Annotated in this window: 11 protein-coding genes; 6 read left to right on the plus strand and 5 right to left on the minus strand. The window is 44.5% G+C overall.

Going from position 1 to position 13915, the window contains the following annotated elements:
* Positions 1 to 27: 27 nt before the first annotated feature.
* The 4 genes from DMZ48_RS03565 to DMZ48_RS03580 form a co-directional block, all read right to left on the minus strand.
* Positions 28 to 573: a YybH family protein gene (locus DMZ48_RS03565; RefSeq protein WP_143953712.1), complete on the minus strand. Its 546-nt coding sequence runs from the start codon at positions 571 to 573 to the stop codon at positions 28 to 30.
* Between the two features lie 32 nt (positions 574 to 605).
* Positions 606 to 2837, minus strand: coding sequence for a molybdopterin-containing oxidoreductase family protein (locus DMZ48_RS03570; RefSeq protein ID WP_143953713.1), 2232 nt, complete (start codon positions 2835 to 2837; stop codon positions 606 to 608).
* A 428-nt stretch (positions 2838 to 3265) separates the two neighbouring features.
* A complete protein-coding gene (locus DMZ48_RS03575; protein WP_143953714.1) occupies positions 3266 to 3553 on the minus strand; it encodes a type II toxin-antitoxin system RelE/ParE family toxin in 288 nt (95 codons plus the stop codon).
* Positions 3546 to 3785: a ribbon-helix-helix domain-containing protein gene (locus tag DMZ48_RS03580; RefSeq protein ID WP_143953715.1), complete on the minus strand. Its 240-nt coding sequence runs from the start codon at positions 3783 to 3785 to the stop codon at positions 3546 to 3548. The genes DMZ48_RS03575 and DMZ48_RS03580 overlap by 8 nt, the downstream gene beginning before the upstream one ends.
* Before the next feature lie 164 nt (positions 3786 to 3949).
* Between DMZ48_RS03580 and dinB the strand changes: the two genes are divergently transcribed.
* Together dinB and DMZ48_RS03590 are read left to right on the plus strand one after the other, a co-directional pair.
* Entirely contained in the window at positions 3950 to 5164 is a 1215-nt protein-coding gene (gene dinB, locus DMZ48_RS03585) for a DNA polymerase IV (protein WP_143953716.1), read from the plus strand.
* 93 nt (positions 5165 to 5257) lie between these two features.
* Complete coding sequence (locus DMZ48_RS03590; protein ID WP_143953717.1) at positions 5258 to 8230, plus strand: DNA polymerase III subunit alpha; 2973 nt, start codon at positions 5258 to 5260, stop codon at positions 8228 to 8230.
* Positions 8231 to 8457: 227 nt separating this feature from the next.
* Here DMZ48_RS03590 and DMZ48_RS03595 read toward each other — a convergent pair whose 3' ends face one another.
* Entirely contained in the window at positions 8458 to 8967 is a 510-nt protein-coding gene (locus DMZ48_RS03595; protein ID WP_143953718.1) for a DUF456 domain-containing protein, read from the minus strand.
* 405 nt (positions 8968 to 9372) lie between these two features.
* Here DMZ48_RS03595 and DMZ48_RS03600 point away from each other — a divergent pair, with 405 nt between their 5' ends.
* The 4 genes from DMZ48_RS03600 to DMZ48_RS03615 are packed head-to-tail and all read left to right on the plus strand — an operon-like array spanning position 9373 to position 13775.
* Positions 9373 to 9735 (plus strand): BlaI/MecI/CopY family transcriptional regulator, encoded by a 363-nt coding sequence (locus tag DMZ48_RS03600; protein WP_143953719.1) that lies wholly within the window; start codon positions 9373 to 9375, stop codon positions 9733 to 9735.
* Between the two features lie 2 nt (positions 9736 to 9737).
* The gene (locus DMZ48_RS03605; RefSeq protein ID WP_143953720.1) at positions 9738 to 12071 is read left to right on the plus strand and encodes a M56 family metallopeptidase; all 2334 of its coding nucleotides are present in this window, start codon (positions 9738 to 9740) and stop codon (positions 12069 to 12071) included.
* Positions 12072 to 12080: 9 nt separating this feature from the next.
* Positions 12081 to 13217 carry a tetratricopeptide repeat protein gene (locus DMZ48_RS03610; RefSeq protein ID WP_143953721.1) on the plus strand — a complete coding sequence of 379 codons (1137 nt, stop codon included), beginning with the start codon at positions 12081 to 12083 and terminating at the stop codon, positions 13215 to 13217.
* A 57-nt stretch (positions 13218 to 13274) separates the two neighbouring features.
* Positions 13275 to 13775, plus strand: a complete 501-nt coding sequence (locus DMZ48_RS03615; RefSeq protein ID WP_143953722.1) for an energy transducer TonB — start codon at positions 13275 to 13277, stop codon at positions 13773 to 13775.
* Positions 13776 to 13915 lie beyond the last annotated feature (140 nt).

Genomic DNA, 13915 nt, shown 5'->3' on the forward strand with positions numbered 1-13915 from the left:
TACTGTTTAGTGCCGAAAGACAGAATTTTATTCCTGACTGGATTCATCAGTTGAGCCCGGCTCAGAGCCAGGTATCGGTAAGGGTAATTCACTTACCGGGGCGTCCCAAACGATCTTCCAGTCACCTTCAGTCTTTTCCCAAAGTACGACATATTTTCCTTTATCGGACATGGCTGGTATCGGTGCGTTTTCATAAGGTTCGAAAGTAAGTGTATACTGTCCGAGTTCAGTGGCCAGGTCACCGCTGGCCTTCACTTCCTGAACCCTAAGGTCAAATATCCATTTCCCGAATTGTATATTCTGTTTCCAGCCTTTTATCAGGTTATCACGGCCAACCAGTGGAGGTTGATTCGGAGGTAATTGAATACAGTCTTCGGTAAAATACATGGCCACAGAATCGATCATTCCTGTTGCATACCATTGCTGAATTTGTTTATTCTTATTGTCGATGATCGTTTTCACCTGCTTTGAGTACTCAGTTCCAGTCAAATCATCAATGGGCTTTGGATTGGTGCAATTGTATAACAGTAAGACGAATAAAGCCAGAGATGAAAGGAGGATATATTTTTTCATTTTCAAAAGAAATTGATTTTAATTTATGGTGATCAGGTATATTTCACATGCGTATCCGTCGTTTCGCTGACGGATGCTTCAGGTTCATATTTGATGACCTGTACCCTGCAGTTTTGAATTGCTGCACCACCCCCGAGGTCGGTAAGACGATCATTGGTCAGTGCATTGGCAGTACTACTTCCTTTAATGTGGGAAGGCCAGAAACCACTGGGCATGAGAACTACACCGGGTCGTATCCGGTTTTTTAATCTGGCCTTGATAATGACCGAACCATTTCTGTTTTCCACCCTGATCAGGTCGCCATTACTAATATTTCGACTCAGTGCATCTTTACTATGGATCTCAAGTGTTGGAGCTCCCTCGGTTTCGATTAGATGGCGGACATTGGCATGCGAAGAGTTATGGAAATTTTTGGTAGCCTTTACGGTCATTAACTGTAGTGGGTAGTCCCTGGAATTTCTATACCGAACGGCCCTGTATTTTGGTAAGGCGTGTCCGTTATTCTTAAGGGAGGTTGCATAAAATTCACATTTACCGGATTCGGTTCCGAAACCACCTTGTGCATGAGGCATAAAGGGTTCGGGTATTTTTAATTTTGCCCATCCGTGTTCCATCAGGTAGTCGAAGGTGATTCCTTCCAGATAGGGGTGGTCTGAATCGACAACGGACTTTACCAAATCCAGATCGGATTCTTCAAAGCACGGATCGGTGAACCCCATTTCCTTAGCCAGCAATCTGAAAAATTCACTGTTTGGTTTTGCTTCCCCGATCGGTTCGATAGCGGGCTGATTCAGATTGATATACACCTGACCCCAGGAGTCGGCAATGTCCCAATGTTCCAGCTGTGTGGTGGCCGGAAAGATATAGTCGGCATATTTTGCGGTATCGGTGATAAAGTGTTCGACGACCACTGTGAACAAGTCTTCTCGTTCCAGTCCTTTTCGAATCAGATTCTGATTAGGGATTGAAACAACCGGATTGGCATTAAAGACGAATAAAGTTTTTATCGCTGGTCTGAGTCTGCGGTTGTTCAACACACGACCGAGTTGTACCATATTGATAAAGCGTGTTTCTTTTTCTGCCAGTGTTGAGTGCATGTCCAGTCGTTCCCAATTCAATGCCTTGCCGAATAATTCATAGGTGAAATGCATCAATCCGCCACCGTGTTCACGCCAGGCTCCCGTAAGAGAAGGTAGCATACCGATAGCCCGGAAGGCATCACCGCCGTTATGAGAATGTTCCATCCCGATAAGGTAGCGGATCAGGGAAGGTTTGGCCTTCGCATATTCATGGGCAAGATCGATGATCTGAGATTCTTCCAATCCGCAGATCGCAGCTACGGAAGCAGGGTCATAATTTTGAACGTGGGCTTTTAAAGCCTCAAAACCAAGGGTGTATCTTTCGATATAATCATTGTCGGTGAGTCCTTCATTGATGATGATATGCATCATCCCCAGGGCAAGAGCAACATCAGTATCGGGCATAGGTTGAATATGGAGGTCCGCTTCCATGGCGGTAACTGACTTGAACGGGTCGATCACGACAAGTTTAGCACCTTGTTCCCTGGCTTTCAAGATAAATGGCCAAAGGTGGATATTTGATTTTTTGGTATTGGTACCCCAAAGAATGATATAGCGACTGTTTACAATATCTTCGGGTAGTACCCCGGTCGTTTGTCCGTTAGCAAGAAGATTTCCGGTAACCGCGGGAGCCCCACAAATGGTTTCGGATAAATTGGAAGCCCCCAGCTTTGTAAAGAAACGTTTGCTCATCGCACTTTTTTGGATCAGGCTCTGCGTTCCCATATAACCGAAGGGGAGTACCGATTCACTCCCATATTCTTCAACAGAAGCGGTCAGTTTTTCTGCGACTTCCCTGATGGCCTGCATCCAGCTGATCTCTTCGAATTTCCCTTGCCCTTTCTCACCGACACGTTTAAGGGGTGTTACGATACGGTCGGGGTGAAAGGCGATATCCTGTGGGAAGGTTTCCATTTTACCACAGAGTTTCCCTGCGGTGAACGGGTTATTCTTATCGGCTGCAAACGCTGTGATGACTCCATGTTTTACAGTTACTTTCCAGCTACAGGAATCCGGACAATCATGATAACAGACACCATGGAAAGTTTTTGCTTCACCCAGCGTACATCCAGAAAGCGACAACAATGTTCCCGGAGCGAGTGAAGCTAATTGCAGCCCGGCATATCCCTGAATTCCGAGGTCGATGAATTTTCGTCTCGTTAATTTTTTGCTTTTCCCGGACATAGTGTATTGTTTTAGTGATCGCTTTCGCAATCGGTTAATTTTTCACGGAGGAATAGGGGAGCCGGATGAGATAAAGGGGAATTATGTTGTAAATACGGATATTTTTAGTCTGATCGATTAAGGTCATACGCTAAAAATAAACTACTATGAATCATCTGTAAAGATTCGGGGGAGGTTGTCTTTTTAGGGGTTCAGGTATGGGGGATGGCGGGTACCTTGTTTAAGGTATTGTCTAATTTAAGAAATATTTCTTAAACCTTTATTCAGGTTGTGATCCCTAATCCTATACGAAGTATTAGGGATAGGTTAGTTTATGATTCCTTTCTAAGGGTTGGATGCAAAATTAAGTTTATTTAAAGATCTTAATCTGCTTCGGGAAGTAGTTTGTCAATAATCTTGAAAAATGAAGAATTCAGTTCTTGGGCTCGTTAAATAATAAGGTTCGCATCTTGTTTGCCAATTATGGCCATAATTTCAACGTGGTCATTATTGATTCTGTAATAGATAGTGTCGGCACCGCAAACACATCTTCTGTATCCTGTGCGCAGATGTTCTACAGATTCTAATGAGAAGGGTTGTTCAGCGATCAATTCAAAATGTTTAAAAAGCGTTGTAAAATATAGATCTGCCTGGCGTTCTCCGAATTTATGAACCCCAAACTGATGAATACGAATTAAATCTTCTTTTGCTACAAGGCTTAGCTTGTACTTAGCCATTCAATAATGCTTTGGATTGTTTAAGAATGTCCTCTTTGCTATCGGTAGTAAAACCACTTTTCTCAGCATTTTCTAATTTTTTATTGATCCAATCAATTTGAATCTGTTGTTTTCTAGCTTGCCGGATCAGATCATTAACCAATTCACTTTTGCTTGAATACTCCTTTTTATCAACCTGAGCTTTCAACCATTCGTCATTTGGATCGGTCAGGGAAATACTTTGTCGTGCCATAATTATTCAGTTCTGATGTAAATATACACCACATTTGAATCATTTTCAATGTTTATGAATGTTATTTTATTAGGGAATCTATCTCAATTTCGGTTAAAAACTTTAACTTGGAAAATCTCGTATCAATTGGAAAAATTCCTAATTTTGGGAAAAATTCCAATTTGATGAACCGAACCATTCTTCATCTCGATCTCGACACTTTCTATGTGTCGGTAGAGCGACTTATCGACAGTCGGCTGCTGAAACGCCCCCTGCTCGTGGGAGGTACGAGCGACAGAGGGGTGGTGGCGGCTTGCAGCTACGAAACCAGAGCTTTTGGCGTACATTCCGGAATGCCGATGCGCATGGCGAAAGAGCTTTGCCCGGAAGCTGTGGTCATCCGGGGAAATGCGGGTGTGTATAGCAAATATTCCGATCAGGTCACCGATATCATCAAAGAACGGGTTCCCCTTTTCGAAAAATCAAGTATCGATGAATTCTATGCTGATCTCTCCGGAATGGACCGCTTCTTTGGATGCTATAAATATGCCTCCGAACTTCGACAGAATATTATCAGAGAAAGCGGACTCCCGATCTCGTTTGGGCTCTCCGTGAATAAGGTGGTTTCCAAGGTGGCTACCAATGAGGCGAAGCCCAATAACCAGCTGCGTATCGATCTCGGCTATGAGAAAGCGTTTCTCGCTCCGCTGTCTGTCAAAAAGATTCCCATGGTGGGCGATAAGACCTATCAGACGCTGCGTAATCTCGGACTCAAACAGGTGCGTACCATTCAGGAGATGCCAAGGGAGATGATGCATACGGTACTCGGGATGAACGGACTCACCATTTGGGAGCGGGCCAATGGTATCGATACCTCTCCCGTGATCCCTTTTAATGAACGGAAATCCATTTCCACTGAACGCACCTTTGATAAGGATACCATCGATGTCATAAAGCTTAAGGGAATTTTGACGGCCATGACCGAGAATCTGGCCTACCAGCTGCGAAGAGGAAATAAGCTTACTGCCTGTGTAGCGGTAAAGATCCGCTATTCCGATTTCAATACGTATTCAAAGCAAATGCGGATTCCTTATACCAGTGCCGACCATGTTCTGATCCCTACCATTATGGAATTGTTTGAGAAGCTCTATAACCGAAGACTTCTGGTTCGCCTCATCGGGGTGCGGTTCAGTCACCTTGTGGGCGGAAACTATCAGATCGATCTCTTCGATGATACCGAAGAGCAGCTTCGCCTGTACAGTGCCATGGATCATATCCGGAACCGTTTCGGTGAACGCAGTGTCCTCCGGGCCTCAGCCATGGATGCCCGTACCATCGGAAGGATGTATAACCCCTTTAACGGGCAACCACCACCGGTACTGGCACATCGGAAACAATGAAGGTTAGTGATAATAGTGACACTGGTGATATTAGTGACACTAGTGTCACCGGAATTAAACTTACAACTCATACTCACAATTTACAACTGTCTCATGTATCTCAATTGCCATACCTATTACAGCATGCGTTTCGGGACGTTCTCGGAGATCGATCTTTTGAAGCTTGCCGTGGAGAACGGGGTGGGGAAGCTTGCTCTTACCGATATCAACAATACCTCGGCATGCCTGAACTTCATCCGCAAAGCCCCTGATTTCGGAGTTCAACCGGTGGTAGGGATCGACTTTCGTAATGGGATCGATCAGCAGTTCGTCGGGATCGCCCGAAACAATGATGGCTTTTTTGAGCTCAATACCTTTTTGACCGATCACTTGCATCATGAATTGCCTTTCCATCATACCGCACCTTCCTTCCGACAGGTATTCGTGATCTATCCCTTTGAAAAGGTATTGCATACAGAGAAGGATCGTTTTGAAGAGAACGAGTATATCGGGGTATCGGTGGATGATCTTCGCAAACTTCCTTTTACCCGCTATATCAGTTATCGGGATAAGCTTGTGGTGATGCAGCCGGTGACCTTTCGCAATAAAAGGGATTTCAATGCACATCGCCTGCTGAGATCCATCGATAAGAATATCCTGTTGAGCAAGCTTCCCAGAGAGGAGGAGGCTTCGGAGAATGAACGTATGTATCCCGTCACGAATCTGGCAGCAGCTTTTTCTGAATATGCCTTCATCCTCGAGAATACTGCCGCCCTTTTAGGGTCCTGCACGATCGGGTTTGATTTCTCTCCGGAAAAGGAGGTGCAGAATCAGCATACCTATACCGGAGATCCTGATGAAGATGATGCCTTGTTGCTGGAATTATGTGAAAAAGGACTCCCCTATCGGTATCCTGAAGGAGGAGAGGCAGTGCTTAAGCGGATGGAGATGGAGTTGGGAGTGATCAAAAAGATGAACTTCGTAGCCTACTTTCTGATCAATCATGATATCGTATCCTATGCAAAGCGAAAGGGGTATTTCCATGTGGGGCGCGGAAGTGGTGCCAATAGTGTGGTGGCTTATTTGCTGGGGATCACCGATGTCGATCCGTTGGAGCTCGATCTGTATTTCGAACGTTTCATCAACCTTTATCGTACGAGTCCGCCCGATTTCGATATCGATTTTTCCTGGCGTGACCGGGAAGATGTGACCCGGTATATCTTCGAGCGTTTTCCCAATGTGGCATTGCTCGGCGCCTATGTTACTTTTCAGTATCGGGGGGTGGTCAGGGAACTGGGGAAGGTGTTCGGACTCCCGAAAGAGGAGATCGATAAGCTTTCGGATGAACATCTCCTGATCAAAGAAATGGATCAGACCGCTCAGCTGGTGATGAAGTATGGGAAGCTCATTCACGGCATGCCTAACTATATCAGTATTCATTCCAGTGGTATCCTGATCAGTGAGAAACCGCTGACCTGGTTCTCGGCTACCAATATGCCTCCCAAAGGCTTTCCGACGGTGCAGTTCGATATGCATATCGCAGAGGATGTCGGACTCTATAAATTCGATATTCTGGGGCAACGCGGACTCGCAAAGATTAAGGAAGCGATGGAGATCGTAGCGGAAAATCAGCCAGATGCCTCTCCCTTTGATATTCATGATATACGGAAACTGAAGCAGGATGTCACGATCAATACCATGATCAGGCAGGCACAGTGTATGGGGTGTTTCTATGTGGAATCCCCTGCCATGCGGATGTTGCTTAAGAAGCTGGAGGTGGATAACTATCTCGGCCTCGTAGCAGCGAGCTCTATTATTCGACCCGGGGTTTCACAAAGCGGAATGATGCGGGAATATATTCTGAGGCACCGGAATCCGGAACGGCGTAAGGAGGCGCATCCGGTCATGATGCAAATCATGCCGGATACTTACGGAGTTATGGTGTATCAGGAAGATGTGATCAAGGTTGCGCACCATTTTGCCGGACTCACTCTGGGAGAGGCGGATGTGTTGCGAAGGGGAATGAGCGGGAAGTACCGGTCGCGGGAGGAGTTCAAGCGGGTGGAAGACCGCTTTATCAGCAACTGCCGGGAGAAGGGTTATCCCGAAAAACTGATCGGTGAGATCTGGCATCAGGTGGCCAGTTTTGCAGGATATGCCTTTGCCAAAGGGCATTCGGCTTCCTATGCGGTGGAAAGCTATCAGAGTCTGTTTCTCAAAGCCTATTTTCCTCTTGAGTTCATGGTTGCAGTACTCAATAACGGAGGGGGTTATTATCGTACAGAGATCTATATGCATGAAGCCCGAATGCTTGGGGCAGTGATCCATGCTCCCTGTATCAACCGGAGTTTTGCACAGCACACTATTAAGGGTAGGGACCTGTTCATCGGACTCTCGGCATTGAGGGAGCTTGAAGACCGGGTAACTGCCCGGATTCTGAAAGAGCGATTTCTCAATGGTGATTTTTTGTCTCTGGATGATTTTATAGACCGGGTGGTGATCAGTATCGAACAACTCAGTATTCTGATTCGTATCGATGCCTTCCGTTTTGCGGAAACCGATAAGTATGAGTTGCTTTGGCATGCACATTTTAAACTCGGGCACCAGGTACGCAGCGAGATACAGCAGCGCCTTTTCAAGCCACCCCACAGGAACTTCGAGATCCCGGTGCTGGAGACGACTTCTTTGGAAGCCGGATTTGACCAGCTTGAATTGCTGGGCTACTGTCTTTGTAGTCCGTTTGAATTATTAAAGGAGGAGCCCGTCAATGCCCATGGAGCCAGGGGTCTGCCCGGTTACCTTGGCAGACACATCGATATCTATGGGTATCTGGTCTCTGTAAAACGCACCAAAACCCAGCATGGGGAAGAGATGAATTTCTCCACCTTCATCGATCAGCAGGGAGAAGTTTTCGATGGAGTGCATTTTCCGCCTGTGGTCAAACAATATTATTTCCGCGGCAAAGGAATCTATCGCCTTTATGGCAAAGTAGTGAGTGATCCCGAGAATGACCGAAACGGTTATCTCAGCATTGAAGTGATCAAAATGAGGAAGGAAGCTTACATTGAAGATCCCAGGTATAAATGACAACGTCGTCGCCCGACTTTGCCAAAGGCAATGCGCCCCGAAGGCAATGCGCCCCGAAGGCAATGCGCCCCGAAGGCAATGCGACCCGTAGGGGAGCGAGCCGTAAGGTCACTCAAGGGAGTTTTGCGTCAGCAAAAGAAACCGCGACACTGGAGAACTGATCGCATGAGCGATCAGGATCGACACTCAGCACCGCCAAGTGCACGTCACTGGGTTAGAATAAAACATTAAAACTGAAAAATCTCTCCCCTAAATGTCCACGCTTTTGAAATAAAAATCCCAAAATAAACAACGGCGATAACAAATTTGAGAAAAGTACCCGTCAGGAACCCAAGAAAAGAACCAAAGGCCGCTTTTAGGGCTTGCTTGTGTTCCACCTTATTGATCATCTCTCCAACAAACGCTCCGATAAAGGGCCAGATGATAATGCCAAAGACGCCAAAGATCGGAAAGACCAAGGCTAGTATGAGTCCGATCGTTGTGCCCCAGATGCCATATTTGCTCCCTCCGAAACGTTTGGTTCCTGCAGCCGGAATGATATAGTCCATGATCACAACAATGATAGCAATGGCCAAAGTGATGCCTAGCAGCCACCAATTATCCGGTACCGCTTTGGTAAAATACAGACAAAGAAGTCCCAGCCAACTCAATGGCGGACCTGGAATCACTGGGAGAAAACTCCCCAATACTCCGACGAACATTAAAAGAAAGCCAATAACAAAAAGCAGTATATCCATGATATGGTTTTAAGAGGTTTGACGAAGATAGGTATTGTTTGTTACATGAAACTTAATACTGGGACATTCCCAGTGACCCTCCTGTCTATCGCAGGCAGACTACAGCCTTTGGCTGTGTCGAGTGTCGTCGCTAGTAGTGGCTAAAGGCAAAAGAGGAGGCATACGGAAATGCGACCCGAAGGGGAGCGAGCCGTAAGGTCACTCAAGGGAGTTTTGCGTCAGCAAAAGAAACCGCGACACTGGAGAACTGATCGCGTGAACGATCAGGATCGACACTCATCACCGCCCGGTGCACGTCATTCGGTAGGGTAAATCATTTTATTTCATTTTTTTCAACTAAAAAGTTAGTTTAAACTAAATATTTAGTTATATTTGAATTATTGAACTAAACAATTAGTTGAAAAAATGAAACAATTAACAAAAGCCGAAGAAGAAGTAATGCAGATCCTCTGGCAATTAAAAAAAGCCAATGTAGCTGCGATTATTAATGAGCTTCCTGAGCCAAAGCCAGCCTATAATACGGTGTCGACCATCGTGCGTATACTCGAGAGCAAAGGTTTTGTGGATCACGAGCAGGAAGGAAAAGGCTACCTGTATTTTCCGCTTATTGCCCAATCGGAATACAGCAACCAGTCGATCACGAAGCTGGTGGATAACTACTTCCAGGGGTCTTTTAAAAGTATGGTGTCTTTCTTTGTAAAGAAGAATGATATCAGCCTTCATGACATGGAAGCCATCATGAAAGAACTCAACGATAAAAAAGACTGATTATGTTACAATACCTGATCGAAAGTATTAGTTTCCAGCTCTTATTTCTGCTGGTATACGATCTGTTCTTAAAGAAAGAAACCTTCTTTAACTGGAACAGAACCTATCTGATCATCACTCCTTTGTTGGCTATGGTATTACCGCTCATCAGGCTGGAAATACTGAAGACGACCGTGCCTCAGGAGTTAGCGGGAAACATCCCTGTGATCTTACTGGGTGAAGCTGCTCCTCCGGTAGTACTGGCGGAACAAGCGGTCGAACCTGTAGTGACGCTGAATTTATGGGAATGGATCGGAGTCTGTGGCGCTATCATTGCCTTTTTCCTGTTCCTGTTCAAATTGCTACAGATCATACGCCTTCGCAGATCCGGAGAGCTGCATCGTTATGCTGAATACCTCCAGATTGAAGTACGTGACAGTGAAGTAGCCTTCTCTTTCTTCAGGCAGATATTTTTAGGAAAACGCCTGGTGGAACGCGAGCACGATCATATCATTGCTCACGAGCTGGTGCATATTCGTGAACGGCATTCCTGGGATCTGATCTATTTCGAAATATTTCGCATACTCATGTGGTTCAATCCGCTGATCTATGTTTACCAGGCTCGTATAACTGAGCTGCATGAATACATCGCCGATTCCATTACCGCCAAAGATCATCGCGATGAAACTTATCAAAATCTACTGGAGCAGGTCTTCCAGACTCAAAAGATCTCATTCATCAACGCATTCTTTAATCATTCACTAATCAAAAAACGAATAGTTATGTTAAACAAAGACCGATCGAGCACGATCAAAAAGTTCAAGTATCTATTAATGGCTCCGCTAATGCTAGGGATCTTATTATATACTTCCTGTGAACGGGAAGTCGATACCGTAGTAGGCGTAGAAGAGCAACTCACGAATCCAACCCTGGATAAGTATTACAAAGAATATAAGAGCAGGATCGATAAGGGCGAAGAAGCCAATGTTATCTATTCTGAAATTCTCGAGCTGACACCGGTGGGTGAGGTTTCTACAGAGGAAGCTTATTATCGTAGTAGTGCCTATTTTCTTTTACGACAGGAGCATTTTAATGAGACAGTAGGATTATCAGACGGACTCAACAAAGAGATCAGCGCGATTGCAACGCGAACCTATGAGGATTATCTGGCCTGGACTAAAACAGAAGAAGGACAGATGCAATTGAAATTGCGTAGTATGCCTTATTTCAGCTTTGACTCCAATGGTAATTTGACTGCTGGTTCCGGAGGTGATGTGCCTTTTACTACCATTGCTGTAAAACCTAGTTTCAAAACTGATTGCGGTGAAGGGATGAGTGATTTCGATTGTTTTAAGGAGCAGTTGGATGCGCATGTGAGATCCACTTTTAAATATCCGGTAGAAGCGCAAGAAGCCGGAGCTCAAGGTAGAGTATATGTCAATTTCCGAATCAATACCGATGGTTCTGTGACTATACTGAATACCCGAGCCCCTGATGAATCGCTGGATCAGGAAGCCAGGAGAATTATCGAGGCATTGCCATCTTTCAATCCTGGGAGTGATGTGGAAGGGAAACTATATCCCGTAACCTTCGCCTATCCGATCGTCTTTAAATTAAGCGGTGGTGTAGCAGGTACTTCAGATAAAACGATCCCGCTTACTGTAGTGGCGGAAAAACCGAGCTTTCCGGGAGCATGTGACGATGGGCTTAGTGCTATAGATTGCTTTAAATCCAATTTGGATAAGCATGTTATTAAGAATTTCAGATATCCGAAAGAAGCACAGGAGCAGGGAATTCAGGGAAGGGTTTATGTGCAATTCCAGATCAAACCTGACGGAAGTATCGCACTGGAAAAAATGAGAAGTCCTAGCACGCTTCTGAGTGAGGAAGTAAGAAGAATTATGAATGCCTTGCCTAAAATGAATCCGGGGAGAGATGCTGATGGTAACGCTGTGGCTGTTTCTTATGCCTATCCGGTCGTTTTCAAACTGAATACGAATAAGGGTGATAGTGCCGATTTAGATGGAGAGCCAATATTGGTGGGGTATAACAAGGATGGTTCTAAAATAACTGTCCCGAATCAACATGGAATGGGAGCGGAAATATCGGAAAGGAATGGAATTCCTAAAGGAGTCATCGGTGGTAATATTAAAGATCTGGAAGGAAAAGGTCTGCCCGGGGTGAATATTACCATAGAAGGGCAGAATTCAGGCGTGGTAACTGATTTCGATGGTAATTTCAGAATTTCAGCAAAAGTTGGTGACATTGTTGTTTTTCAGCATTTAGATCATGGGACTTACAAAATGGACTTATCTGAAATTTTTAAGTATGACAACTATATGGACATACGTATGTAAATCTTTTCTATGAATAAAAAGTTATTGGCTTTTAGCCTACTGCTTTTAGGTTTAGCGAAGGGAGTCTGTGCTTATGCACAAGACTCCTTGTCCGTTGCCGATAGCTTATTCGCAGCGGGGAAGTTCACCGAAGCGATCAATACCTATTCGGGGGTCAATACCCGTCATGCCGATGTCCAAATTGCCAAAGCCTATGACCAATTGGGGAATTATGGAAAATCAGTACTACAATATGAATATCTGGTAACAAAGTACCCCGAAGACCTTCAATTAAAAAGAGATTTAGGAGCCTTGTTATTCAGAACCCGGAAGTTTGAATCTGCAGCGGCTACCTATGAGTCATTGCTCAGCATCGATTCCCTTAATCCGGAATTGAACTATAAGCAAGGTCAGGTGTTTTATGCCTGGAATAAGGATTCGATCGCAATTCGTTATTTTCAACGTGCTTTCGAACTGGATACAAATCATGTCAAGAGTGCGATCGCTCTGGGTGAGCATTATCTGAAATACCGGAAGTATGATACCGTGCATTTTTATGCAGACCGCGGGCTAACCATAGCACCGGAACATGCAAAATTGCTGAATATTAAAGCGCTTGCCTGGTTTAATAATTACCGGTTTAAGGAGGCAGTGCCCTATTTTGAAAAACTGATGGCTAATAATTATCGCGATCAATATATTCTTATGCGACTCGCGCATTCTTATGCTGAGACCTGGGAGCCACAAAAGGCTTTGAAGCTGTATAAGGAAGTGGTTAAAGTCGACGCTGATCAGGCAGATGCGTACAATGCCATGGGGAAAATATATTTTAAACACAAACAATTGGATTCTGCAATGGTTTGTTTTAAAAAGGTAATAGCGATCAATAATACCGATCTCAGTAATGAATATGTTTCTATAGCCAGTATCTACAGAGCGAAAGAGGATCTGAATTCTGCATTGACATATTACAAGATGGCGGCCGATGAGGATCCGGATAATGCCCTGATCTATTATAATGTCTGTGAGATCATCGATAAATTATATGCAGATAAACAGGTTAAGCTTCGTTATTATGAAAAATTTTTGAATGAATATTCCGACTCGGTTTATATGACGGTGTTTCGAAAAAAAGTGGAAGATCGCATCGCTGAACTCAAAGGATGACAAATGATAGTTTCCCGTTATTGAAAAAATCGTATTTTCGGGTACTAAAGAACTTTCATGCATAAAACGGGGCTTTTTCTTATCCTATTAACCTTGGTCTCTTGTGAGTACTTTTCCTCGAATAAGGTTTCGAAGGAAGAGATCGTGCGTAAGGAGATCCAAAGTATCAATTGGGATGATATCGATCGGTATCCGTTATTTGATGATTGTGATGAGACGGCTACGAAATATGAACAGCGGCGTTGCTTTCAGTCTGAGTTCTCTCAAAAATTCTTTTCGATCCTTAAAGATGAGCTCAGCGTAGCTCATAAGCCGATCAATGATACGGTAAGGGTGCAATTGCTGATCGAACGAACCGGTACGATCAGTATGGTAGCTGTGGTGAAAAATGAATATGTTGCCCGGGTTATACCTGATCTTGACTCCATTGTAAAAAGAACTATAGCTAAACTTCCTAAGGTTTATCCCGCCTTGAAAAGAGATATTCCCGTTAATACAAGAGTAGTACTTCCACTGGTGCTCAGGGTGGAAACAGAACCTTTGAATTCTCCAGAATAAACCTGAGGCAGCAATGTTTACTTAGGTTTGGGACCATTCTTGTATCTTCCTGTGCCAGTAACATTGAAGATTTTAACAGAATGGCCATAATTCACAATTCTCAATTAATATGTAGATTTGCACTATTGCCTTATCAGAAT

Origin of the sequence: Robertkochia solimangrovi, from assembly GCF_007279655.1 — a bacterium.
GTDB classification, from domain to species: Bacteria; Bacteroidota; Bacteroidia; order Flavobacteriales; family Flavobacteriaceae; genus Robertkochia; species Robertkochia solimangrovi.